Genomic DNA, 24,362 nt, shown 5'->3' on the forward strand with positions numbered 1-24,362 from the left:
ATGGTCGTTAACGATAACGCGTTTTGACTGGCTAAACGCGGCGCCTTTGACTCCATCGCGAGCAGGCTCGCTCCTACATGATTGAACAGCGTTAGGTTGTCGGGTTTGATAACAGTCCTTCGGCGCGGAAATGCCATTCATTAGTCTCAAAGTGCCATCACTGTGACGCCGTCCTCGAAACTCACTGAAAACCCGTGCGCAAATCCCCTTCCCGGGCCAGAAACCGTCCTTCCCTGCGCCCGTTGGCCTGGCCATCACGGTAACTCAACACACCGTTGATCCATACCCCTTCAATGCCCTCCGCCGCCCGCTGTGGGTCGTTGAAGTCGGCGACATCACGAATGGTCGCCGGGTCGAACAACACCAGGTCCGCCCAATGGCCTTCGCGTATTTCACCGCGCGCCTTCAAGCCGAAGCGCGCCGCCGACAGCCCGGTCATTTTGTGCACGGCGGTGTGCAGCGGGAACAGTCCCACGTCGCGGCTGAAATGTCCGAGCACCCGAGGGAATGCGCCCCACAAGCGTGGGTGCGGAAACGGATCTTCCGGCAAGCCGTCGGAGCCGACCATCGACAGCGGATGCGCGAGGATCCGACGGACATCCGCCTCATCCATTCCGTAGTACACCGCACCGGCCGGTTGCAGTTGGCGAGCGGCCTCCAGCAACGGCAGATTCCATTCGGCGGCGATGTCCATCAGGTCGCGGCCGCCCATCTGCGGATGCGGGGTCGACCAGGTGATGGTGATGCGGTGGGCATCGGTCACCTGCTTGAGGTCCAGGGTCGAAGAGCTCGCGGCGTAGGGATAACAGTCGCAACCCACCGGGTGGGTCTTCGCTGCCTCTTCGAGGGATGCCAGCAACTGCGGACTACGCCCCCAGTTACCGGCGCCGGCACATTTGAGGTGAGAGATGATCACCGGGCTTTGCGCATGGCGACCGATCCGGTACGCCTCGTCCATGGCCTCCAGCACAGGCTCGAATTCGCTGCGCAAATGGGTGGTATAGACCGCCCCGAACGCGGTCAATTCTTCGGTCAGTTGCATCACTTCATCGGTCGATGCCGAGAAGGCGCTGGCATAGGCAAGGCCGGTGGAAAGGCCCAGGGCGCCGGCCTCGAGGCTTTCGCGCAGTTGCTCGCGCATCGCGCTGATTTCGTCTGCCGTGGCGGTGCGAAACAGGTCGTCCAGATGATTGCTGCGCAACGCCGTATGACCGACCAGCGCGGCAACGTTCAGCGTGGTGTTCGCCGCTTCGACGGCCACGCGGTAGTCGCGGAAGGTCGGATAAACGAACGCAGCGGCCGTGCCGAGCAGGTTCATCGGGTCCGGCGGATCGCCGCGCAAGCTCACTGGCGAGGCACTGATCCCGCAGTTGCCGACGATGACCGTGGTCACGCCCTGGCTGAGCTTGGGCAGCATCTGCGGCTGACGAATCACCACGGTGTCGTCATGGGTGTGCACGTCGATGAAACCCGGCGCCAGCACATGGCCCTGCGCGTCGATTTCCTCGCTGGCACGGGCATCGCGCAAGTTGCCGATACGCTCGATGCGCCCGTTGAGAATGGCCACGTCGGCGGGGTATCCAGGGCTGTTGCTGCCGTCGATGATCAGGGCGTTGCGAATCAGCGTGTCGTACTGCATGTCAGTCTCCCAGCGGCAAGTGATCGTCGCCGCCGCGGTATTCGTCGAGGGCGAGTTTGATCCGCCGCAGACGTTCTTGATTGTCTTCAGGATTGGCCAGGGCCAGCTCGGTGGCGAGCACGTCGATGGCCAGCAGCATGCCGTAGCGCGCTGCCGTGGGTTTGTAGATGAACGAGGTTTCGGCGCTTTGCAGGGGCAGGACGATGTCGGCCAGTTGCGCCAGGGGCGAATCTGCCCGGGTGATGGCCAGAATGCCTGCCCCATAGTTGCGCGCCAGCTCCAGCGTTTCAATCAGCTCCGGGGTGATCCCGGTCAGCGAGCAGACAATCACCACGTGTTCAGCGCTGAGGCTGGCGGCGGTGACGCGCATCATCACCGCATCGTGGCACACCGCAATCGGATAGCCGAGGCGCACCAGGCGCACTTGCAGTTCATCGCTGCACAGGGTCGAGCAGCCACCCATGCCGAAAGCGTGGATCATGCGCGCCTTGCCCAGCAGTTTCACCGCATCGGCGAAACGCGACTCATCGAACGCGGCCAGGTGCTGGCGCAAGGTCGACTCGATGTCGCCCACGATCTGCCCGTAGAACGCCGACTGCTCGGGCGTGCCCGCCGGGTCGAGAAACCGGCTGCCGACGCCGCTGGCCTGGGCCAGTTGCAAGCGCAAGTCACGCAGGTCCTTGCAGCCGACCGTACGGGCGAACCGCGACAGCGTGGCGCTGCTGACCTCTGCCCGCAGCGCCAGTTCATCGAGGCTGGCGGAGGCGGCAAATCCTACGTCGTCGAGCATCAGGCGGGCGATGCGTCCTTCACCAGCGCTGAAGGAGTCCTGACGGGCGCGGATCTGGTAGAGGATGTCCATGCAAGTGGCTCCGGCTAAATCAGGTAAGAAAGGCCAACGGTCAGGCCGAAGGCGACGACCGAGATCAATGTCTCGAGCACGGTCCAGGTCTTGAAGGTCTGGGTAACGGTCATGTTGAAGTATTCCTTGATCAACCAGAAACCACCGTCGTTGACGTGGGAAAAGATAACCGACCCGGCGCCAGTCGCCAGCACCAGCAACTCCGGATGGGGATAACCCAGACCAATGGCCACTGGTGCGACCACGCCTGAAGCGGTGGTCATGGCCACAGTGGCAGAACCGGTGGCGATGCGCATCAGTGCGGCAAACAGCCAGCCCATCAACAGCGGCGACAAATGAAATTCGTGGGCCAGGCCGACGATCTGGTCGGTGACGCCGGCGTCCACCAGAATCCGGTTCAAGCCACCACCGGCGCCTACCAGCAAGGTGATGCTCGCGGTCGGCGCCAGGCATTCGTTGGTGAACTTGAGGATCGATTCACGGTTGAAGCCCTGGGCCAGGCCGAGGGTCCAGAAACTCAACAATGTGGCCAGCAACAGCGCGATCACCGAGTTGCCGATGAACAGCAGGAACTGATTGAAACCACTGCCCGGCGTAGAAATCAGATTGGCCCAGCCACCGATCAGCATCAGCACCACCGGCAACAGGATGGTCGCCATGGTGATGCCGAAACCCGGCAGGCTGTCGCGCGGTTCACGCTCCAGGAACTGGCGTTCCAGCGGGTTTTCCGCCGGCAACTGAATGCGCGGCACGATGAATTTGGCGTACAGGGGACCTGCGATGATCGCCGTCGGAATGCCGATCAGGATTGCGTACATCAAGGTCTGCCCCACCGACGCCTGATACACCTGCACCGCCAGCATCGCCGCCGGGTGCGGCGGTACCAGCGCATGCACCACCGAAAGCCCGGCGACCATCGGCAAGCCGACCATCAGGATCGAGACGCCAACCCGCCGCGCCACGGTAAAGGCAATCGGTACCAGCAAGACGAAACCGACTTCGAAGAACAGCGGCAACCCCACCAGAAACGCGATGGTCACCATCGCCCAATGCGCGTTCTTCTCGCCAAAGCGGTCGATCAAGGTCCGCGCCACCTGCTCGGCGCCACCGGACTCGGCCATCATCTTGCCGAGCATGGTGCCCAGCGCCACTACCAGCGCGATGTGTCCCAGGGTCTTGCCGACCCCGGCCTCGTACGCCCCCACCACACCCGACGGCGGCATGCCCGCCACCAGCGCCAGGCCAATGGAAATCAGGGTGATGACAATGAACGGGTTGAGCCGGTAACGGGCGATCAGAACGATCAGTGCAATGATGGCGATGGCGGCATACACCAGCAGCCAATAGCCGAAGGACAGGGTCATGCGGTACTCCTCGAGAGGGTCACGTCGAAATATTTGTGAAACTCTTAAAACATTTCGGAAGGTTATTTTCAAACGAGGTGAAAGTAATTTTCGTGCAGAGGTAAGGCGTGTCGCGCAGAGGTATGAGTTGTCGCAAATAATGAAAATCAGGCAGGCGGATTTTCATCGCGCCTGCCTGTTTGATTTCAGTCGTGCTGCATCCGGGCACGCTTGAGCAATTTCTTGCAACGCTCGGACAAATGCAGCACCCGCAGATGCTTGCCGGCCTTGGCATAGCGCTCGCGCAAGGTGCCCAGTGCAGCGATGGCCGAGTAGTCGACAAAGCTCAGGTGCTGGCAATCCAGGGTCACTTGCGCCGGGTCATTGGCCGGGTCGAACTGATTGAGGAAGGGTGTCGTCGAGGCGAAGAACAGCGTGCCATGCACCCGGTACAGCTTGCTGCCGTCGGTTTCCAGATGACTGTCGGCGTACAGCTGCCGGGCCTGCTGCCAGGCGAAATTGAGCGCCGCGATGATGATCCCGCAGAGCACTGCCATTGCCAGATCGGTGAAAACAGTAATCACCGTCACCGCGATGATCACCAGCACGTCGTTCAACGGCACCTTGTTCAGCACCCGCAACGAAGCCCAGGCGAAGGTCTGTTGCGACACCACGAACATCACCCCCACCAGCGCGGCCAGCGGAATGCGCTCGATAAGCGGCGACAGAAACAGGATGAACAACAGGATCGACACCCCCGCCACCACCCCGGACAAACGCCCGCGACCGCCGGAGCTGAGGTTGATCACGGTCTGGCCGATCATGGCGCACCCGCCCATGCCGCCGAACGCACCGGACACCAGATTCGCCGCCCCCAGCGCCACGCACTCGCGATCCGGGTAACCACGGCTCTCGGTGAATTCGTCGGTGAGGTTCAGGGTCAACAGGGTTTCCAGCAACCCGACCAGCGCCATCACGATCGCGTAGGGCGCGATGATGCGCAGGGTGTCCAGGTTCCACGCAATGTCCGGCAGCGCCAGCGTCGGCAAGCCACCGGCAATGTGCGCCATGTCGCCCAGGGTTCGGGTCGGCAGGCCAAGCAGATACACCGCCAGGCCCACGCCGAGAATCGCCACCAGCGCCGGCGGCACCGTACGGGTCAGGCGCGGCATCACATAGACAACGGCCATGGTCACCGCGACCAGCCCGAGCATCATGTACAGCGGCGTACCGCTCAACCAGGCCTCACCGTTCTTGAAGTGCTCCAGTTGCGCCAGGGCAATGACGATCGCCAGGCCGTTGACGAAACCGAGCATCACCGGGTACGGCACCATGCGCACCAGCTTGCCGAGCTTGAGCAGCCCGAACGCGATCATGATCAACCCGCCCAGCAACACCGTGGCCAGCAGATACTGCACACCGTGTTGCACCACCAGCGCGACGATCACCACGGCCATCGAGCCTGCCGCGCCGGACACCATGCCCGGTCGCCCACCGAACAGCGCGGTCAGGGTGCAGATGATGAACGCGCCATAGAGCCCCATCAACGGATTGAGATGGGCCACCAGCGCGAAAGCGATGCACTCGGGCAACAGGGCGAAGGAAGTGGTAAGTCCGGCCAGGACATCGGCACGTAGACGTTTTGCTTTCATTGGGAACCGCACACAGGGAGAGACGAAAAAGAGTGTGCGGATGTTACGGAAATGCAGTCAGACCGACCAGTTGTTGTGCCTGCGCAAACGCCATCGCGAGCAAGCTCGCTCCCACAGGTTTTGCGTCATTCACGAAAAGGGCGAACAACACAGTACCTGTGGGAGCGCGGCTTGCCCGCGAAGAACGATGACGCGGTCTAAAGCGAGCTCAGCCCCTCTCGTCATTGCGCAGCAATCACGAATCAACCCTTGAAGTTTGCGCTCGCATAATCGGCCAACTTGCCCTGGATGAAGTCAAGGAAGCACTGAATGCGCAGGGCCAGTTGCGAGTTGCGGTAGTACACCGCGTTGATCGGCTGGCGATAACCGCTATTGAACTCGGCCAGCAACACCTTCAAGCGTCCGGCACGAATGTCTTCGATGGTCATGAAATGCGACAGGCTGGCGATGCCTTGCCCGTCCAGTGCGAGATGGCGGATGGTTTCGCCGCTGGAAGCACTGATCGACGCCTGGATCGGCCAGCGATCGCCATGCACATAACGCAGCGGCCATTGGTTGAGGCCTTCGTTCTGGGTGAACCCCAGCAGCGTATGGTGCGCCAGGTCAGCCACGGCTTGCGGTGTGCCGTATTTTTCCAGGTACGCCGGGCTGGCGACGATGTGCAGCGGGCTGCAACCCAGGGAGCGGGCATGCAGCGTCGAGTCGGTCAGGGTGCCAATGCGAATGGCGATGTCGGTACTCTGCTCCAGCAGGTCGATGATCAAATCGTTGCTGTTGAGTTCGAGTTGGATGTCGGGGTAAAGCCTGCGGAATTCATCGATGTAGGGCACGATGGCGTGCAGCATGAAAGGTGATGCCGCGTTGATCCGCAGCCGCCCGGACGGTGTTTGCTGGCGTGAGGACAGGCGCTCTTCGAGCTCATCCATCTGATCGAGAATCCGCTTGGCGTGTTCGAAGAAGTATTTGCCCTCTTCGGTCAGGTCCATGCGCCGCGTGGTGCGGTTGATCAACGTGGTGTCGAGCTTGGCCTCCAGCCGCGACAGCGTACGACTGACCGCCGAAGGCGTTTGCCCGACCTGCTCGGCCGCCGCAGAAATCGACCCGCATTCAATCACGCAGACGAAAACCTGCAACTCATCGGATCTGGCTTTCACGTGTGTCCTCTTTTGCGAGTCGGCGCGGCGATCTTCCTGGCCGTTGCATCGGATAGTAGCCGAGCACTACGCCTTGAGGCCAAACACCTCTGCCAAATGCTGCTCATAGCGTGCCACGTCGCCTTCGATGTTCGGGCGTTTCATCACGTCCACGCACAGGAACGTCGGCAAACCGGTCATGCCCAGGAACTCGTTGGCCTTGTGGAACGGGAAGTACACCGCGTCCACGCCTTTGGCTTCGAAGAAATCGGTCGGGTCGTCGAAGGCCTGCTGCGGGGCGTTCCAGGTCAGCGACAACATGTATTGCTTGCCGTGAATCAGGCCGCCGCTGCCGTACTTCTGCGACGCGTCCGAACGGGTGCGACCGTCGCTGGCATAGAGGCTGCCATGGCCTTCGGTGAAGACTTCATCAATGTACTTTTTCACGGTCCACGGCGCGCCCATCCACCAGCCGGGCATCTGGTAAATGATCACGTCGGCCCAGAGGAACTTGGCCACTTCTTCGGCGACGTCGTAGCCCTCGTCGATGAAAGTGGTTTTGACATCCATACCGCCGCGATCCAACACGCTCAACGCGGCTTCATGCAGGGTGGCGTTGTAGCGGCCGTCGGAGTGTGCAAATTTTTTGCCGCCATTGAGTAAAAGGACTTTTTTCATGGGAGGTCTCGGGAAGGTCGGGAATCGGATGGCGGCAGAGTACCGATCGACCTCACGCGGAGTAAGCGTCGATTTGGCAAAATTCATTTGACCTACAAGCACGAATCAGCAGGCGATTGTTGCCTTAAACTGGCACCAGTTCTGACTTGAGGAGAGATGTAGATGAGTGAAATCCAGGGATTCATCCTGCACGCCAAGACCCGTCCGGAAAAATCCGACGCCTTTGAAGTGTTTTTCAGCGGCTACGTGCAAGCGAGCCGAGCCGAACCCGGTTGCATCGAGTACCACATGCTGCGCGACAAACAGGACCCGACCCTGTTCATCTTCTACGAGATCTGGCAATCCCAGGCCCACCTCGATGTGCACTCGAACCTGCCGCACATGAAGCAGTTCCTCGAGCAGCGCGATGAATACCTGGAACGGGATTTCGAGATCCGCGCCATCGACATGATCAGTCCGTCGTCCGCTAGCCGCTGATCAGCAAATGGCCGCCGAGCACCCCCAGGCCAACGAAGAACACGCGCTTGAACCACAGGGCACTGATCCGCTGGCGCAGCGATTGCCCCAGCCACATGCCGAGCATGGCCGGGATCAGCGCCAACAGCGATGCGCTCAATTCGCCCCCGCCGAGCGCGCCGCGCCATAGCAAACCACCGGCCAGGGCCAGGGTCGAGACGGTGAACGACAGGCCCAGCGCTTGCACCAGCTGATCCTTGCTCAAGCCCAGCGCTTGCAGATAGGGCACCGCCGGAATCACGAACACGCCGGTGGCCGACGTGATGACGCCGGTCAGCACTCCGCACAGTGGACCGAGCCAGCGTTCGCTGCGCCGCCCTACGCGCACAGTCGGCAGGAACAAACCGCTGAGCGCATACAGCAACAATGCCGCGCCCAACCCCCGCACCACCCAATGGCCACCGCTCATGCCGACCCACAGCGTGCCTGCCCCGGTGCCGATGAAAATCGCCAGCAACATCGGCCACAACCGCTTGGCCAGCGCCGACAGATGCCCGCCGAATGCCAGTTGCCAAATGTTGGTCAGGGTCGCCGGAATGATCAGCAGCGCCGCAGCCTGCGTCGGCGCCATAGCCAGACCGAGCAGGCCCATGGCAACGGTCGGCAGGCCGAGGCCGATCACGCCCTTGATCATGCCGGCCAGCACAAAGGTGCCGATGACCAGCAGCGAAAGGGCCAAGCCGAGATGCTGATAGAACGCCGAGAGTGTATTCATGGGGCCATGGTGAGCCCGCGGGAGTTGATTGAAAATCTGCCATATACTGAGGCTGCCTCTTGCTTAGACAGAGGCTGAGTATTTTGCTGAAGCGACTGGCCTCTTCGCGGGCAAGCCCGCTCCCACAGGAGACCGAGTTCTCGCAGAAGAAATGCGATCCACTGTGGGAGCGAGCTTGCTCGCGATGGCGCCCTCCCAGACAACACACATCCAGAGGTTGCCGCAATGCACTTCGACCTGACCGACCTGCGCCTGTACCTGAACATCCTCGACACCGGCAACATCACCGCCGGTGCCGCGCGCAGTCATTTGTCCCTGGCAGCGGCCAGCGCGCGAATTCGCGCCATGGAGGCGTCGCTGGGCGTCGAGTTTCTTCAGCGCAATCGTCGTGGGGTCAGCCCGACGCCGGCCGGCAATGCCCTGGCCCGACACGCCCGGGTTCTGCTGCAACAGGCCGAACGCCTGCAACAGGAACTGGCCGAATACGCCCAGGGCGTCAAAGGCCAGGTGCGGCTGCTGTGCAACACCACGGCGATCACCGAGTACCTGCCAGAGCTGCTCGCGGATTTCCTGCATAGCCATCCCAACCTCGACATCGACTTGCAGGAACTGCCCAGCACCCGCATCACCCACGCCTTGCGCCAGGGTGCGGCGGACCTGGGCATCGTTTCCGACGCGGTGGACACCGATGACCTGCAGACCCGAGCGTTTCGCGATGATCCGCTGGTGCTGATCATGCCCCGGGAACATCCCTTGTCTCATGCGACCTCAGTAAGCTTCACCGACACGTTGCATCACGACTACGTTGGCCTGAATGCCAACAGCGCGCTGGCGGTGTACCTGGAAGAGCAGGCACTGCACGCCGGCCTGCGCATGCAGATTCGTATCCGCGCCGACGGTTTCGATGGCGTGATGCGCATGGTCGCCCGAGGGGCGGGACTGGCAATCGTGCCGCTGGCCGCGGTCGAACGCGGGTCCGCCGGACTACCCTTCAAAAGCCTCGCCCTGCAAGAACCCTGGGGCCAACGCAAACTGCTGCTCTGTGCCCGGGACTTCGCCGCATTACCCGGTTATGCCAAGGCCCTGCTGCACGCCTTGACTCTCCCCTGAGGGGCAGACTTTATCCTTGAGGTTTGATCTTCAAGGACAGCGATGATGGGTAAACGAATACTGGTGATACTCGGGCATCCGTCCGGCAACAGCTTCTGCGCCGCCCTTGCGGAGCGCTACACACTTTCGGCAGTGCGCGCCGGGCATGAAGTGCGTCAATTGTTTCTGGGCAGCATGGATTTTGACCCGGTGCTGCGCGAAGGCTATCAACAGGTCCAGCCGCTGGAGGCCGACTTGAGTAATGCCCAGGCCGATATCCTGTGGGCCGAACAGCTGACGCTGGTTTATCCGATCTGGTGGGGTGGCGTACCGGCCTTGCTCAAGGGCTTTTTCGACCGGGTGTTCTTGCCGGGTTTTGCCTTCAAGTATCGCCAGGGCAAAGCCTTCCCCGACAAACTCCTGCGCGGCCGAACCGCCCACCTGCTGGTGACCATGGACACACCGCCCTGGTACTACCGATGGATCTACCGCATGCCCGGTTTGCATCAGGTCCGTAAAACCACGCTGGAATTCTGTGGCATCAAGCCAACCCGAACCCTCACCTTCGGGCCAATTCTCGGCGCCAGCGCAGACCGGCATGCAGCCTGGTTGCGGCAAGCCGAAGCTATCGCCAGCGCTTGAGTCGGTCGATAATGCGCCGAGCTTTACCCTCGGAGAAAAGGACCTTCCCATGTACATCGGCCAAGCCGCGCAACGTTCCGGAACCACGGTCAAAAGCATCCGTCATTACGAGTCGATTGGCCTGCTGCCTGCCGCTCGCCGCCAGGGCAAGTACCGCATCTATGACCAGCACAGCGTCGACCTGCTGATGTTCATCAAATGTGCCCAGCAGTTGGGTTTCAGGCTCAAGGAACTGCAGTCGGTCTTCGCCGGACATCAGGGTCCGCAGTTACCATGGGGACGGGCACACCAGATCATCGCCAGCAAAAAACAGGAAATCGCCGAGCGGATAGCGGCGCTGTCGCAACAGCACTCGCAATTGGTCGAGTTCGAGAACAGCCTCGAACAATCCAGGCTCGACTGCCCGCTGACCCGTCCTTGAGAGTTGTGCGTTTCTGGACAGCTCAGTGTCGAGCACAGACAACTGAACGATGGGCAGGCGCTATAGGGTGCGACTTCAGTTCTTGAGCCCACTGCCCGGAGTCATCATGACCGCACCGATTACCGTTCTTCGCGATACCCACCCGCTGCCCGTGCTCGACGCCTGCAAATGGGAAAAACTCGAAGGCGACCCGCACACCGTCAACCTCAACGCCTACACGAGTGAAGACGGCAGCAAGATCATGGGCACCTGGATCTGCACGCCGGGCAAGTGGTACGTCGAATATGTGAAGTGGGAGTACTGCCATTTCCAGGAAGGCTACTGCGTCATCACCCCGGAAGGCATGGCGCCGATCCACCTGCGCGCCGGCGACATTTTCGTCATCGAACCGGGAATGAAAGGCACCTGGGAAGTGGTGGAAACCGTGCGCAAATATTTCGTGTTTGCCTGATACAAAAAAACCGGGGGATCACCCGACGTGATCTCCCGGTAAATATCTTTGGGTACATGCAGTCCCTGTGGGAGCGAGCTTGCTCGCGATTGCGGTGGGTCAATCACCATCAATGTCGACTGTAACGACCTCATCGCGAGCAAGCTCGCTCCCACAGTTTTTTCACCGCCCTTCTATTGCGGCTTGCGATAACCGTTGATGATCGCCGAGAAGTCCTGACCACCCTCCCCACGCAAACTCATCGCCTGATACAACTGCTGGGCCACCGCGCCGAGTACCACCGGCTGGTGCGCCTGACGCGCCGCCTCAGTGGCCAGCCCCAGATCCTTGAGCATCAGTTCGGCACCGAAACCACCGGTGTAACCGCGCGACGCCGGCGCTGTTTCAACGATGCCCGGCCACGGGTTGTACATCTCCGAACTCCAGCAACGCCCGGTGGAACTGTTGATGATGCCCGCCAGCACCTTGGTGTCTATGCCCAGGGCATCGCCCAACGCCATGGCTTCGCTGACGCCGACCATGGAAATCCCCAGCAGCAGGTTGTTGCAGATTTTAGCGATTTGCCCAGTACCGACCTCACCACAATGGACGATGTTGCGGCCCATTTGCGCCAGTACCGGTTGCAGGGTGGCGAACAGTTCGGGGGTGGCGCCGACCATAAAAGTCAGTGTCCCGGCGGCTGCGCCACCGGTGCCGCCAGAGACCGGTGCATCGGCCATGGCCACGCCCTGTTTGGCAGCGGCGGCGGCCACGTCCCGCGCGGTCTGCGGATCGATGGTGCTGCAATCCACGGCCGGCACACCTTTGCCGATACCGGCGAGCACGCCGTCTTCACCCAGCCACACACTGCGCACATGCACCGCGGCAGGCAGCATGGTGATGACCAGTTCGGCGCCCTCTGCCGCTTCACGGGCCGATGCACTGATACTGCCGCCCAGTTGTTCCAGTTCCGCCAGCACGGCCTTGTTCAGGTCCACCAGGCGCAGTGCATGGCCGGCCTTGATCAGGTTGCGCGCCATCGGCGCGCCCATGTTGCCCAGACCGATAAAAGCGATTTTCATGTCCGGCTCCTTAACGCAGGTTGATGGTGGTGTTCACACCGTCGTTGACGCTGTCGTCATCGAACCAGCGACTGGTGACGGTCTTGGTCTGAGTGTAGAACTGCACCACTTGCTTGCCGTACGGGCCGAGGTCGCCGAGCTTGGAACCGCGCGAACCGGTGAAGCTGAAGAACGGGACCGGCACCGGAATCGGGATGTTGATGCCGACCTGGCCGACGTCGATTTCGTTCTGGAATTTACGCGCCGCCGCGCCGCTCTGGGTGAACAGGCCCGTGCCGTTACCGAACGGGTTGGCGTTGACCAGGGCGATGGCCTCGTCGAGCGTATTAACCTCCAGCACCACCAGCACCGGGCCGAAGATTTCCTGGGTGTAGATCTGCATGTCGGTGGTCACGCCGGAGAACAGGGTCGGGCCGACAAAGTTGCCTTTCTCGTAACCTGGAACCGAGATCTCGCGACCGTCCAGCTCCAGTTTCGCGCCTTCCTTGATGCCGCTCTCGATCAGGTCGAGTATCCGCGCCTTGGCCTTTTTCGAAATGACAGGGCCAACATCAGTGCCCGGCTCGCTGCCGGCATTGACCTTGAGTTTTTGCGCCAGCGCCTTGAGATCCGGCAGCCATTGCTTGGCCGCGCCCACCAGCACCACCACCGAGGTGGCCATGCAGCGTTGACCGGCGGCACCGAAACCGGCACCCACCAGCGCATTCAGCGCTTGTTCGCGATTGGCATCCGGCAGCACCACGGCGTGGTTCTTGGCGCCCATCATCGATTGCACGCGCTTGCCGTGTTTACCGGCCAGGTCGTAGACATGCGTACCGACGGCGGTTGAACCGACGAAGGAAACCGCCTTGATATCTTTATGGGTGCAGAGCCCGTCGACCACATCCTTGCCGCCATGCACGACGTTGAGTACACCGGCCGGAATACCCGCCTCGATCGCCAGCTCCACCAGGAGCATGGTCGACATCGGGTCCTGTTCGGACGGCTTGAGCACGAAGGTGTTGCCGCAGGCGATGGCCATCGGGAACATCCACAGTGGAATCATCGCCGGGAAGTTGAACGGGGTAATGCCGGCGCACACGCCGATTGGCTGGCGCAGGGTGTAGGTGTCGACGCCACCGGCGACGTTTTCAGCGAACTCGCCCATTTGCAGGCTGCCGATGGAACAGGCGTGCTCGACCACTTCCAGGCCACGGAAAATATCGCCTTCGGCGTCGGCAATGGTCTTGCCCTGCTCGGCGCTGAGGACGGCGGCGATGCGCTTGGAGTGTTCGCGAATCAGCGCCTGGAGCTTGAGCATGATGCGCATGCGCGCGCCGATAGGCGTCAGCTTCCAGGTCTGGAATGCACGATGAGCGGCGCTGATGGCAGCATCGACTTCTTCAGCGGTGGCAAACGGCACCTTGGCCAGCACCTGCTGGGTCGCCGGGTTGATGATGTCGTGCCATTCGGTGGTCTTGGATTCGACCCACTGGCCGTCGATCAACAGTTTGACCTTCTGCACGGTGGTGTCATTGGGCGTGAGCGATACGTTCATGTGGGTCTCCAGATCTTTGTTGTTATCTTGGGAGCCAAGGCGAAACAGTCGCCTTGAGAAGAGGCATGCGCCGCGAATTGGTTAACGGGCTGTTTTTGGAGTATAGATGTGCAAACTTCTGATAAGAACGCACATAAAAACCGGTCCAACATGCAAAAAAACATCACCTCCCTCGGCTCGTTGAACTGGGACGACCTCAAGTTTTTCCTGGAAGTCTCCCGCACCCGCAAGGCCAGCACCGCGGCCAAGCGCCTGGCGGTGGACTACACCACGGTGTCGCGGCGCATCAGTTCCCTGGAAACGGCGCTGGGCACATTGCTGTTCGAAAAATCCCGGACCAGCGGCTTTGTCCTGACCGCCGAAGGCCAGCGGTTGATGGGGTATGCCGAGTCGATCGAAAGTACCTTGCACATGGCGTGCGAGCAGGTTTCCGGGTCCGGCGTGGCGCTGTCCGGTCATGTGCGCATGGGCTGCACCGAAGGCTTCGGCAGCTTTTTCATCACGCCGCAGCTGAGCCACTTCGTCGACACCTACCCGGCGATCTCGGTGGATATCCTGCCGCTGCCGCACTTCATCAGCCTGTCCAAGCGCGAGGCCGACATCGTCATCGCCCTGGAGCGTCCGGAGCATGGACCGTACGTCTGCTGCAAACTGTGCGACTACCGATTGCAGCTGTACGCGACCCAGGACTATCTGGACAACCACCCACCGATCCGCCGACCGGCAGACTTGGCCAAACATTCGTTTATCAGTTACGTCGACGACCTGGCGTTCAGCTCGGAGCTGCTGTACCTGGCCAACGTATTGCCCGGCGCCAGCGCCAACCTGCGCAGCACCAGCGTGATCGCGCAATTTGTGGCCGCGCAGCAAGGACGCTCACTGGCGATCCTGCCGTGCTTCCTCGCCACTCAGGACCCTCGCCTGCTGCCGGTGTTGCCGCAGGAAATCAACATCACCCGACAGTTCTGGATGTACTGCCGCGAGGATTTGAGGAAGCTCAAGCGGATCACCCTGTTGTGGGATTACATCCGCGAGGTGACCGAGCGCAATCAGGGACTGCTGATGGGTGACAGCCGGGAGATGCTGTTTGCCGACTAGTCGGCGCCGAGCCCCAGCATCAACCCGCTCAAGCGCTTGACCTTGCGCCTCACCGCCTCTTCGAACACCCCTGTGCGGGGCTCGATCAAGGTGAACCAGTTCTTGGCCCGGGTGATCCCGGTGTAGATCAGTTCCTTGGTCAGCACGGGGTTCAAGGCGTCGGGGAGGATCAACGCGGTGTGGGCAAATTCCGAGCCCTGGGATTTATGCACGGTCATGGCGTACACGGTTTCGACGTCATTGAGCCGGCTCGGCAGGACAAAGCGCACGCCACCCTGGCCGTCATTGCGCGGAAAGGCGACACGCAGAACCTGCTTGCCGGCCTCGGGGCCCTCACGCTCCGGAAGCTTGAGGGCGATGCCGATATCGCCGTTCATCAAACCCAGGCCGTAGTCATTGCGGGTCATCAGAACCGGACGGCCTTCGTACCACTGCTGGTCACTGTCGATCAGGCGTGCCCTTAGCAAGGCGTCCGTGACTCGCTGGTTCAAGCCCTCCACACCCCACGGCCCCTTGCGCACGGCACATAACAACTGGAACGCGTCGAAGGCTTGCAACACCTCCCGGGCCCAGTCGGTCCAGCGTGAATCTTCCAACGGACAATCGAGCGCCGGGCGCTGATTGCGCAGCAGGCTCAGGTAGTGCCGATAACCCTGCGGCCCTTCACCGTGGCCTTCGAGCAGCAGGCGCTCCAGAGCACGGTCCTGCTCCCCCTTGAGGGACAAGGCATACACATCGTCATGGCTTCGCGCAGACAACAACCTGCGTGCTTCTTCGGGTTGCTGCTGGTTGACCCAACGAGCCAGTTGGCCAATACCACTGCCCTCACCGAATCGCCGGGAATGGCGCAACATCACGACCTGTTGGGCCAATGGATGAGCGCCCTGCGTGTCCTCCTGCAATCCACTGGCCTGCAAACTCTCGCCGCTGACGGCTTCCAGCCACTGACGCGTCTGCGGGCTGTACCAGCCAGCCTCGGCGTCGCGACACAGATCCCCCAGTACCGCACCGGCTTCTACCGAAGCCAGTTGATCCTTGTCCCCCAACAGCACCAGGCGCGCATGGGCGGGCAAGGCGTCGAGCAGGTTGGCCATCATTTCCAGGTCGATCATCGAGGCCTCGTCCACCACCAACACATCCAGCGGCAGGCGATTGCCCGCGTGGTGCCGGAAATGACGAGTCCCGGGCCGGCTGCCGAGCAGGCGGTGAACGGTGGTGACGTCGGACGGAATCTTTTCCCGAACGTCCTCCGTGACCTTCAAGGTCCGGACTTGCTGGCTGATGGATTCTGTCAGACGCGCCGCGGCCTTGCCGGTCGGTGCGGCGAGACGAATGCGCAGGGGCATGCCGGCCTCGACCGCCGGCGCCTGGAGCAACGCCAGCAAGCGCACGACGGTGGTGGTCTTGCCGGTTCCCGGCCCCCCCGTCACGATGCTGAAGGCGCTGCGCGTCGCCAGGGCGCAGGCCAGCTTCTGCCAGTCGATCACGTCACCAGGTCGGGCAGGACCAAACAACCCGGTGAGTCGCTGGAGCAAGTCGATCGGTGTGGATTCGTGTTCCGTCAAACGCTCGCGCAACGAAAGGTCGATCCGCCGCTCGTAGGCCCAATAGCGGCGCAGGTACAAGCGTTTGCCCGATAACACCAAAGGCCGGTCACGCACATTGTCACGACTGTCAGCGGCCAGTGCGACCAGGTTGCTGGCGGCCAGCACCTTGCACCAATGAGCACCGTCCAGCGATCCCAGCAATTGCGAGGGCAACAGCATCGCGCCGCCTTGCACGTCACCTTCGGGTGGCAGCGACAGGGCGAAGTCGGGTTCTTTCAGTGTCTCGAACAGGTCGAGGCAGACATGCCCGTGACCCAACTGGTGGCTGGTCAGCGCGGCTGCCAGCAACACCAACGGATCATCCTCCGGTGCCAGTTCATGTAGAAACGCCACAAAGGCTTTGTCCAGCGCACGCAACCAGCCACGCTCGACCCAACGCGTGAGCAACAACAGCAAGTCGTCGGCACGACTCAGCGGCGCCAGATCGACCAGGCTTTCGGCTGCCAGCGATGTGGGCAACAAATCGGCGAATGTGCGACTCATAACAGTACTCCCTGTTCCCAAGCGGGTTCGGCCTTGGGCTCTGGCTTGCCCTGGAACAACCTGTCCAGACGCTCGATCAGTTCTCTTGGCGGGCGGGCGAAAAACACACCCTGGCTGGCCGCGCGCGTACCGCGCAAAAACAGGTACAACGCACCGCCGACATGCCGGTCGTAGTCGTAATCGGCGAGCCGCGCCTTGAGCTGGCGGTGCAGGGCCAACAGGTACAACACGTATTGCAGGTCATAACGGTTGTCGAGAATCGATTGTTCCATGGCCTGCGCGGTATAGGCCGCATCATCGACGCCGAGCCAGTTGGATTTGTAGTCGGCAACGTAATAGCGGCCGTCATGTTCGAACGTCAGGTCGATGAAGCCCTTGAACATACCGTTGAGCAACACCGGTTCCGCGGCCACCCGGGCCACGCCGTTATGGGTGTATTGGCACACCAGCGCATCGAGCTTGAGCACATCGACCTTATGGCTGGCGAACCAGAACTCCATCTCGACCTGATACTGCGTCAACTGGCCGAATACCACCGGTGCCTGACCGGCGCCCAGTTGCAACGGCGACTTGAGCAGATGCTGCAGCCAGTCACTCAAGGTGCTGATCCAGCCCTCCCAGCCTCGACGGTTGCAGCGACGGGCAATGGCGTCGATCACCTCGTGTGGTGCCGCATCAAAACCCTCGCCCCCTGCCCATTCGAGCAGGCCATGGAGGAAGGTGCCGGGATTCGGGCCGCGCGGGAAGCGATGGATATCGCCACCACCGGCAACCACCTCCCTGGGGGCCTGCGGATCGAGGCGTTCGTCATCGAACAGTTTTTGCGCCTGCGGGCTCTCCGGCGCCTCGTCCGTGCCGACACTCAGGGTGTCGCCAATGCGCAGCGCGCTGTAGGAAGCGATCCACCAGTTTTCACTGGCCTTGCGTTTCGGAACCCGCGGAACCAGCAGCGCCGCATCGTTTTGTGGTGGCTGATAATGCTCTGCTGTTGCTTCAGGCATCTCGGCATACGCCAGCGCCGGGCAGTCCTGTTGCAGATCCTGCAGCCAACGCTGCAACGCCGGGGCCTCGGCCAATGGCGCACCGCCGCCCAATAGATAACCCAATGCCGACAGATGCAGCACCGAGCCATTGTTGTTACCGCGCTTGAGGTCGGCCACCCCCAGCCAGCAGGCGTGTTGCGCCCGGGTCAGGGCGACATAGAGCAAGCGCAGATCCTCGGCCAGACGCTCATCGTCAGCCAGGGCAATCAATTCTGCCGTCGGCTTCAATGTGACCTGGGCATTGCCGGATTCATCGTGGTAGTGCAGCGGCAGGCGACTGCCATCCACCGGCTTAGCCGAGCAAATGAACGGCAGGAACACCAAGGGGTATTCAAGGCCTTTGGACTTGTGGATGGTCACGACCTTGACCAATTGCTCATCACTTTCCAGACGCAGGATCTGCTCTTCGCCAGCCTGCCCGGACAGCGCCAGATGCTCGGACAAATGCCGGATCAAGGCTTGCTCGCCATCGAGTTCAGCGGCGGCTTGTTGCAGCAGTTCGAAAAGGTGCAGAAGGTTGGTCAAAACGCGTTCGCCGTCACTGCGGGCGATCAAAGCCTGGGGCAAACGGAAGTCGTGCAGCAAGCGTCGCAGCATCGGCAGTACGCCCTGCTTGCGCCAGACTTCGCGATAGCCACGGAACTGCATGACCCGGGACTCCCAGGCCAACTCGTCCTGATTCAGACGCTCCAGTTCCGTCAACGACAGGTTCAACGTGATGCTGGCCAAGGCAGCCCGCAGCGGTCGCTCGACATCCGGCTCGGCGCAGGCCTTGAGCCAGGTCAGCACGTCATGCGCCTCCTGGGCGGCGAACACCGAGTCCTTGTCCGACAGGTAAACACTGCGCACACCACGGGCGGCCAATTGCGCACGAACCGCCTGCGCCTCCTTGCCATCGCGCACCAGGATGGCGATGTCCGCCGGTAGCAGGCCCCTGAAGGCTTTGCCGTCCTGGGTGAATCCCGCTTGCCCCTGCTGCCCGCCATTGAGCAATGCCGTGATTTCACTGGCGCAGGCAGCCGCCAGATGTTGCCGGTACACCGCACCGGACAACGGTTGTTCGGCCGACAAGTGCCAGATGTTCAAGGCAGGGATTGCCTGGTCATTGATGCGCAAGACTTCTTTGCGGCCCTGGGAGGCAACCGGCGTGAACGGAACCGGGTTGTCGCCATTCTTCTCCCGAAAGAGGAACGCGCCGCGTCCTGACTCACGGGCTTCGGCGCGCGCGAACACATGGTTCACCGCGTTGACCATGCCATGGCTTGAGCGGAAGTTGGTGCCCAGGGTGTGCAGGCGGCCAGTGGTGGCCTGGCGGGCGCGCAAGTAGGTATGGATGTCGGCGCCGCGAAAAGCGTAGATCGCCTGTTTCGGGTCGCCGATCAGGAACAGACCGCACTCGGGGCTGTTCTCTTCAATGCGGTAGATGCTCTCGAAGATCCGGTATTGCACCGGGTCGGTGTCCTGGAATTCATCGATCAGTGCCACCGGAAACTGCTCGCGAATCAGGGTTACCAGTCGCTCGCCGCCATCGGACTGCAAGGCCGCATCAAGACGCAGCAACATGTCGTCGAAACCCATTTCCGCACGGCGGCGCTTCTCTTCCTCGAATCGCGCCCCGACCCAGCGAGCCGCATGTTGCAGTACGGCGGCATCAGGTGTCGGCAACCCATCGAGACAGGTCTTGAGCCCGGCCATCGCATCCAGCCCCGGATGTCGAGGCGCTTCTCCCTTCCAGGCTTCGGCCATGCCATCCGGGGTCAACCGAGTAAAACCAGTGCCGATATCCAGTTGCTCGAGGGATTCGTCCTCGGCCCAGGCTTTGATCTTTTCAAACCAGGGCTCGAAATAGCGTGCCTGCATCTTGCGACCGTCGACAGCCTTGCCGGCAACGCCCTGGTGACAGATCGCAAGCAACTCGTCCGCCCACTGCAGCCAGGGCTTCTTGAGTTCGATCAGGGCCGCCCTTCGCTCTTGCAAGCATTGCGAAATCACTTCGGCGGGTTCTTTCCCTTCAAGGGTATCCCGCTCGCTGGCGAACAGTGCACGAATCCGCGGCAGCAGCGCCGCCGGTCCGCCCCAATTGCTGCGCACCCAATTCAAGGCGTCACCTTGCATCGGGTAGCAGAACAGCCGCCAGTAATCGCGCAGGACTTCCCCCAGCAAGTCGCTGTGGTCGGTTTCCAGGGTCTGGGTAAACAGGCTGCCGCTGTCGAATGCATGCTCGCGCAACATGCGCTGGCACCAACTGTGGATGGTCGACACCGCCGCCTCGTCCATCCACTGGGCGGCGATATCCAGGCGGTTTGCGCATCCGGGCCATTGCTCGGGCAAGTACTGATCACGCAACTCGGCAATCAGGCTGTCGGGGGCTGGTGTTTCATCGCGAAAAAAGCGTGCAGCCTCGGCGAGCCGCGTGCGAATGCGTTCGCGCAGCTCTTTGGTAGCGGCGTCGGTGAACGTCACGACGAGGATCTGCGGCGGCAACAGCTCACGCCCGAAACCACTGTCCTCCCCGCCGTTGCCAAGCACCAGACGCAGGTACAACGCGGAAATGGTGAACGTCTTGCCGGTCCCGGCGCTGGCTTCGATCAGTTGACTGCCGCGCAGCGGGAACGCCAGGGCCAGAGGTGTCTTCGAGCTCATCAGCGCGACTCCTCGCTGGACAGGGAACGCCAGGGCGCTTCTAGAAGCGGACGATAGAGCGCGTCACACCACTGGGGGAACGTCTCGTCGGCGACCAAGGCAGCGTAATCGGCGAATTGGCGCGCCAGTGCCGGGCTTTCACGCCGCTCCCCGTCCGTCGTCTGCCCGTCGCCTTCATAGGCCTTGCGCGCAGCGGCCTCGGCCTTGACCGGGTCGGTTTGCCCCAGCCACGCGAAGGCGGTCTTGACCGCGATCGGCAGAGGCTGGCGCATCCCCGACTGCCAGGCCATCAACAGATCACCGAGAATTTTCCGCGCCGTGGACTGGTCCAGCGGACCGAGCAACAGGCTGTCGTCGCTGGCCACCAATGCGGTGGTCAACGCCATGCCACTGGCACAAGCCATCAGATGATTGACCCAAGGGCGTGTCAGTCGATGCCATTTGCGCGCCTTGATCGAGCCGATGCTGTTGGGGATCGTTGTGACAGACAACAAACCACCATCAGCACGCTGATGCAGGCCGCCGAGCCAGCCCTCGATGTGCAGGCCTTGCAGCTCAAGACTGACAGGCAACGCGCTGCTGAGGGGTGTTGGCCACAACGCCAGGAGCTGTTGGTGGCGTTGCAGCAAGTCAGGCAATGGCTCGATCAACTCACGTTGCAGGCACTCACCGAATCCGGCCATCGGCAGCAGCCCGCTGTTCTGCAAACGCTTCGCCTGATCCTCCAGTGCCTGCCCGGTATTTCCAGGATCTGCCAGCGCCGCTTCGAGCAAACGGTCGCTGAGGCTGTAACGCTGCAACGCATCCAGGACAAAGGGTTCTTCATCGGCCAACGGCACTTCTGCCGCCTCGAAGAAGACCTTCAGTCGCTGGCTGAAAAAGTGCCGTACCGGATTGCGCAGGAAATCCTGCAGTTGACCGAGACTCAGTGGTTCGTCCTGAACGTGGGGCCCGAGCACTTCGGCACTTGCCTGTTGCTCTGCCGCTTGATGAAGGACCTGCCATTCGGTGGCGTAGCTGAACGACTCATCCCCATCGTGAAAGTAGCGAGCACTGAAGGGTTGCAATGGGTGTTCCCGGGTCATGGCTTCCAGCAGATCCTCGTCGCGTTGCAGCATTCGCCAACCGCTGGCCAAGTGGTCACGCAACTGGCCGATCAGCACCGAGGCAGGCCGCTCGCTGTTATCGCGGATGCTGCGACCCACCCAACTGATGTAGAGCTGGTCCCGTGCCGACAACAAGGCTTCCAGTAACAGGTAACGGTCATCTTCGCGCCGGGAGCGGTCACCCGGACGGTAATCACTGCCCATCAGATCGAAATCCAGCGGCGGTTGCGCGCGCGGATAATCGCCGTCATTCATGCCCAGCAGGCACACCAGTTTGAACGGGATAGCGCGCATGGGCATCAAGGTGCAGAAGTTGACCGCACCAGCCAGAAAACGTTGGGACAAACGCCCCTGATCCAGACCTGCAAGCCAGGCTTCACGGACGACGGTCAGCGGCAATTCATCCTGTAACCCGACGGATTCGCAGGTCTCGAGCCAGGTCTCACGCAGCTCTTCGAGCTGGGCCAGCAAGTAGTCATCGTGTTCGTTACCAGCAAGGAAGAACAACTGCACCAACGCCTGCAAGCGCAAGCCCCATTGCCCTGGCGATGCCGGCTGAGAGAGCTCGTGGTGAGCCACTTCCAGCGCGTCCAGCAACGCAACCAGCGGACCGATGAGCGCAGCGTCCAGACCACCGATCTCGTCGTAGGGCTCGATCCCCTCATAAGCATCTGCGCTGCCCACGGCATAACCGAGCAACATTCGTCGCAATCCGAAGCGCCAGCTGTTTTGCTCCAGTTCGTTGGGTAGCCCGAGCCCGGCACGTTGCTCGGCATTCATGCCCCAGCGAATGCCGGCACCTTCGATCCAACGGTGCAGCGTCGGCAGGTCACGCTCCTCGACACCAAAGCGAGCACGCAGTGCCGGGACGTCCAGCAGATCGAGAATCTCACTGACGGGGAATCGGCTGTCAGGCAGCTTGAGCAGGTGCTCGACAGCAATCAGCAATGGATCGCGACCACGCTGGCCCTGGTCAGCCAGGGTAAACGGAATGAAGCGAGGATCCTGGCGGTCAAGCTGACCAAACACGGCACGAATATGCGGTGCGTAGCTGTCGATGTCCGGGACCATCACGATGATGTCTCGGGGCCGCAATGTCGGGTCGGCGCTGAAGCGCGCGAGCAGTTGATCGTGGAGGATCTCGACTTCTCGCTGGGCGCTATGGGCGATGTGAAAACGGATCGATTCGTCCTGCTGCAGATCGATAGCCGGCCAACGCTCCCGAGTCTCGTTGAGGGGGCGCAACTCGAGGATGTCATCCTGCAACTGGTTGAGCACATTCAGCGGCTGACCGTCACTGAACAGGTCGATGCGCCCGTCGCGGAATGCCGAACGATAGCTGTTGGGATCGTCATAACTGTCGAGCAGGTTGATATAGTCCCGCCCCTGCTTGCCCCATGCGGCCAGCAACGGGTGAGCATGCTGATGCAGGGTTTGCGGATCGATCACTACCGGCATGCCGCTTTTGCGGGCCTGACGCTTGTATTGATGCCGCAACAGGTCTTTATCGGCGACGATGTCCGCCCAATGGTGACGACACGGGTTATGCACGCACAGCAAAACCTGACTGAATCGTGCCAGTCCCGCCAGTGCTTCCAGGGCTTGTGCAGGCAGCGAAGAAATCCCGAAAACGATCACTCGCGAGGGTAACCCCTTGGGGGCCGCTTCGAGATGGTTGATACGCTCGACAAATCGCTGATGGACACCGGCACGGCTTTGCGCCATGCCTTCTTCTCCCACATCCAGCAAGAGTGCGCGCCATAGCTCTGCCTGCCAACAATTGGCCGGTGTCAGGGGTTTGGCTTCACCCCTGGCGTTTCTTGTTTGATGGCGACCTTCCGCCCAGTCTTCGAGCCAGTCGGCTCGGTACACCTGGTATTGGTCGAACAGATCCGCCAGACGCTCAGCCAATTGATAGCGCTTGCGCAGATCGGTGTCATGGGTCAGGAAACGCTGCAGCGGTTCGAAGTGCGGCTGATTGATCAACTGCGGCAGCAGGCGCATCAGACGCCAGGTCAGTGGGGCTTTATCGAGCAGGGACTTGACCGGAATTTCGTCACGGCCAAGGACCATGCGATAGAGCTGCCACATGAAGCTGCCGGGCAACTGCACGTCGATGGCGGCAGCGATGCCGCAGCCTCCCATGTCGTCTTCTTCAGAGTCTTCCGCCAGTGCCAGCTTCAGCCATTGGGCAATGCCATTGCTTTGCACCAACGCGATTTCGTTCTCCAGGGGAGCCAGCGGGTAACGTCGCATCCAGCTGACCACCAGGCTGCGCAACTCGTCCAGGCGGTTGCCGTGAACGACCATAAAACCAGCACTGAGGGACGTCGCGTCCGGCATAAAGGCTTCCTTGGATAATACAAATTCGAGGGACGACTTTAGCATTGAAGGCGATTGGCTTCATTGTAGGAGCGAGCCTGCTCGCGATGGACGCTAACGATGACGCGGGAAACCTGACACCCCGCAGCGCTCGCGGGTTTTTCGCGAGCGAGCTCGCGACTACACGGCGGCCAAAAACAAAACCCCTACCTGCATACGCAGATAGGGGTTTCGGAATTTAATCTTGACGATGACCTACTCTCACATGGGGAAACCCCACACTACCATCGGCGATGCATCGTTTCACTGCTGAGTTCGGGA

At 61.5% G+C, this 24,362-nt stretch carries 18 protein-coding genes; 6 read left to right on the forward strand and 12 right to left on the reverse strand.

Annotated features, from left to right (window positions below; translation table 11 throughout):
* Positions 1-181: 181 nt before the first annotated feature.
* The 6 genes from KGB29_RS24145 to KGB29_RS24170 all read right to left on the reverse strand — a co-directional run bounded on the left by KGB29_RS24145 (position 182) and on the right by KGB29_RS24170 (position 7,307).
* Positions 182-1,639, reverse strand: a complete 1,458-nt coding sequence (locus tag KGB29_RS24145) for a D-aminoacylase (protein ID WP_154910465.1) — start codon at positions 1,637-1,639, stop codon at positions 182-184.
* Between the two features lies 1 nt (position 1,640).
* Complete coding sequence (locus tag KGB29_RS24150; RefSeq protein WP_154910466.1) at positions 1,641-2,501, reverse strand: MurR/RpiR family transcriptional regulator; 861 nt, start codon at positions 2,499-2,501, stop codon at positions 1,641-1,643.
* Between the two features lie 14 nt (positions 2,502-2,515).
* Positions 2,516-3,865: a gluconate:H+ symporter gene (locus KGB29_RS24155; RefSeq protein ID WP_008047545.1), complete on the reverse strand. Its 1,350-nt coding sequence runs from the start codon at positions 3,863-3,865 to the stop codon at positions 2,516-2,518.
* Between the two features lie 185 nt (positions 3,866-4,050).
* Complete coding sequence (locus tag KGB29_RS24160) at positions 4,051-5,496, reverse strand: SulP family inorganic anion transporter (RefSeq protein ID WP_154910467.1); 1,446 nt, start codon at positions 5,494-5,496, stop codon at positions 4,051-4,053.
* Positions 5,497-5,738: 242 nt separating this feature from the next.
* A complete protein-coding gene (locus KGB29_RS24165; RefSeq protein ID WP_154910468.1) occupies positions 5,739-6,650 on the reverse strand; it encodes a LysR family transcriptional regulator in 912 nt (303 codons plus the stop codon).
* A gap of 66 nt (positions 6,651-6,716) precedes the next feature.
* Positions 6,717-7,307 carry an NAD(P)H-dependent oxidoreductase gene (locus tag KGB29_RS24170; RefSeq protein WP_102669005.1) on the reverse strand — a complete coding sequence of 197 codons (591 nt, stop codon included), beginning with the start codon at positions 7,305-7,307 and terminating at the stop codon, positions 6,717-6,719.
* A 162-nt stretch (positions 7,308-7,469) separates the two neighbouring features.
* On the opposite strand from KGB29_RS24170, the gene KGB29_RS24175 reads away from it, so the two are divergent.
* The gene (locus KGB29_RS24175; protein WP_150812859.1) at positions 7,470-7,784 is read left to right on the forward strand and encodes a putative quinol monooxygenase; all 315 of its coding nucleotides are present in this window, start codon (positions 7,470-7,472) and stop codon (positions 7,782-7,784) included.
* On the opposite strand, the gene KGB29_RS24180 is transcribed toward KGB29_RS24175, so the two are convergent.
* Entirely contained in the window at positions 7,774-8,538 is a 765-nt protein-coding gene (locus tag KGB29_RS24180; RefSeq protein ID WP_150812860.1) for a sulfite exporter TauE/SafE family protein, read from the reverse strand. The genes KGB29_RS24175 and KGB29_RS24180 overlap by 11 nt on opposite strands.
* A 225-nt stretch (positions 8,539-8,763) precedes the next feature.
* Between KGB29_RS24180 and KGB29_RS24185 the strand changes: the two genes are divergently transcribed.
* The 4 genes from KGB29_RS24185 (at position 8,764) to KGB29_RS24200 (ending at position 11,141) form a co-directional block, all read left to right on the forward strand.
* The gene (locus KGB29_RS24185; protein WP_150812861.1) at positions 8,764-9,648 is read left to right on the forward strand and encodes a LysR family transcriptional regulator; all 885 of its coding nucleotides are present in this window, start codon (positions 8,764-8,766) and stop codon (positions 9,646-9,648) included.
* Positions 9,649-9,690: 42 nt separating this feature from the next.
* Positions 9,691-10,269 (forward strand): NAD(P)H-dependent oxidoreductase, encoded by a 579-nt coding sequence (locus KGB29_RS24190; RefSeq protein ID WP_150812862.1) that lies wholly within the window; start codon positions 9,691-9,693, stop codon positions 10,267-10,269.
* Between the two features lie 49 nt (positions 10,270-10,318).
* Positions 10,319-10,690 (forward strand): MerR family transcriptional regulator, encoded by a 372-nt coding sequence (locus tag KGB29_RS24195; RefSeq protein WP_150812863.1) that lies wholly within the window; start codon positions 10,319-10,321, stop codon positions 10,688-10,690.
* Between the two features lie 106 nt (positions 10,691-10,796).
* A complete protein-coding gene (locus KGB29_RS24200) occupies positions 10,797-11,141 on the forward strand; it encodes a cupin domain-containing protein (RefSeq protein WP_007988984.1) in 345 nt (114 codons plus the stop codon).
* A gap of 173 nt (positions 11,142-11,314) precedes the next feature.
* Here KGB29_RS24200 and mmsB read toward each other — a convergent pair whose 3' ends face one another.
* Together mmsB and KGB29_RS24210 are read right to left on the reverse strand one after the other, a co-directional pair.
* Entirely contained in the window at positions 11,315-12,202 is an 888-nt protein-coding gene (gene mmsB / locus KGB29_RS24205; protein WP_057716518.1) for a 3-hydroxyisobutyrate dehydrogenase, read from the reverse strand.
* A 10-nt stretch (positions 12,203-12,212) separates the two neighbouring features.
* Positions 12,213-13,739: a CoA-acylating methylmalonate-semialdehyde dehydrogenase gene (locus KGB29_RS24210; RefSeq protein ID WP_057716519.1), complete on the reverse strand. Its 1,527-nt coding sequence runs from the start codon at positions 13,737-13,739 to the stop codon at positions 12,213-12,215.
* Between the two features lie 150 nt (positions 13,740-13,889).
* On the opposite strand from KGB29_RS24210, the gene KGB29_RS24215 reads away from it, so the two are divergent.
* The gene (locus KGB29_RS24215; RefSeq protein WP_150812867.1) at positions 13,890-14,837 is read left to right on the forward strand and encodes a LysR family transcriptional regulator; all 948 of its coding nucleotides are present in this window, start codon (positions 13,890-13,892) and stop codon (positions 14,835-14,837) included.
* Here KGB29_RS24215 and recD read toward each other — a convergent pair.
* Genes recD through recC form a run of 3 tightly spaced genes read right to left on the reverse strand, consistent with a single transcriptional unit; the run spans position 14,834 to position 24,062 of the window.
* Entirely contained in the window at positions 14,834-16,927 is a 2,094-nt protein-coding gene (recD, locus tag KGB29_RS24220; RefSeq protein ID WP_154910469.1) for an exodeoxyribonuclease V subunit alpha, read from the reverse strand. The genes KGB29_RS24215 and recD overlap by 4 nt on opposite strands.
* On the reverse strand, positions 16,924-20,613 hold the full coding sequence (gene recB, locus KGB29_RS24225) for an exodeoxyribonuclease V subunit beta (protein ID WP_154910470.1): 3,690 nt from the start codon (positions 20,611-20,613) through the stop codon (positions 16,924-16,926). The genes recD and recB overlap by 4 nt, the downstream gene beginning before the upstream one ends.
* On the reverse strand, positions 20,613-24,062 hold the full coding sequence (gene recC / locus KGB29_RS24230; protein WP_150812865.1) for an exodeoxyribonuclease V subunit gamma: 3,450 nt from the start codon (positions 24,060-24,062) through the stop codon (positions 20,613-20,615). Before recC ends, recB begins: the two co-directional genes overlap by 1 nt.
* Positions 24,063-24,362: the final 300 nt, after the last annotated feature.

Source organism: Pseudomonas sp. BF-B-30 (assembly GCF_019956305.1).
GTDB lineage: Bacteria > Pseudomonadota > Gammaproteobacteria > Pseudomonadales > Pseudomonadaceae > Aquipseudomonas > Aquipseudomonas jessenii.

Bases quoted from the DNA above. Each gene is read 5' to 3' on its own strand.
- KGB29_RS24215 (WP_150812867.1), top strand. From the start codon at position 13,890: ATGCAAAAAAACATCACCTCCCTCGGCTCGTTGAACTGGGACGACCTC.
- KGB29_RS24175 (WP_150812859.1), top strand. From the start codon at position 7,470: ATGAGTGAAATCCAGGGATTCATCCTGCACGCCAAGACCCGTCCGGAA.
- KGB29_RS24170 (WP_102669005.1), bottom strand. From the start codon at position 7,307: ATGAAAAAAGTCCTTTTACTCAATGGCGGCAAAAAATTTGCACACTCC.
- KGB29_RS24160 (WP_154910467.1), bottom strand. From the start codon at position 5,496: ATGAAAGCAAAACGTCTACGTGCCGATGTCCTGGCCGGACTTACCACT.
- KGB29_RS24210 (WP_057716519.1), bottom strand. From the start codon at position 13,739: ATGAACGTATCGCTCACGCCCAATGACACCACCGTGCAGAAGGTCAAA.
- KGB29_RS24190 (WP_150812862.1), top strand. From the start codon at position 9,691: ATGATGGGTAAACGAATACTGGTGATACTCGGGCATCCGTCCGGCAAC.
- KGB29_RS24195 (WP_150812863.1), top strand. From the start codon at position 10,319: ATGTACATCGGCCAAGCCGCGCAACGTTCCGGAACCACGGTCAAAAGC.
- recD (WP_154910469.1), bottom strand. From the start codon at position 16,927: ATGAGTCGCACATTCGCCGATTTGTTGCCCACATCGCTGGCAGCCGAA.
- KGB29_RS24180 (WP_150812860.1), bottom strand. From the start codon at position 8,538: ATGAATACACTCTCGGCGTTCTATCAGCATCTCGGCTTGGCCCTTTCG.
- KGB29_RS24155 (WP_008047545.1), bottom strand. From the start codon at position 3,865: ATGACCCTGTCCTTCGGCTATTGGCTGCTGGTGTATGCCGCCATCGCC.
- KGB29_RS24200 (WP_007988984.1), top strand. From the start codon at position 10,797: ATGACCGCACCGATTACCGTTCTTCGCGATACCCACCCGCTGCCCGTG.
- KGB29_RS24185 (WP_150812861.1), top strand. From the start codon at position 8,764: ATGCACTTCGACCTGACCGACCTGCGCCTGTACCTGAACATCCTCGAC.
- recC (WP_150812865.1), bottom strand. From the start codon at position 24,062: ATGCCGGACGCGACGTCCCTCAGTGCTGGTTTTATGGTCGTTCACGGC.
- recB (WP_154910470.1), bottom strand. From the start codon at position 20,613: ATGAGCTCGAAGACACCTCTGGCCCTGGCGTTCCCGCTGCGCGGCAGT.
- KGB29_RS24145 (WP_154910465.1), bottom strand. From the start codon at position 1,639: ATGCAGTACGACACGCTGATTCGCAACGCCCTGATCATCGACGGCAGC.
- KGB29_RS24150 (WP_154910466.1), bottom strand. From the start codon at position 2,501: ATGGACATCCTCTACCAGATCCGCGCCCGTCAGGACTCCTTCAGCGCT.
- mmsB (WP_057716518.1), bottom strand. From the start codon at position 12,202: ATGAAAATCGCTTTTATCGGTCTGGGCAACATGGGCGCGCCGATGGCG.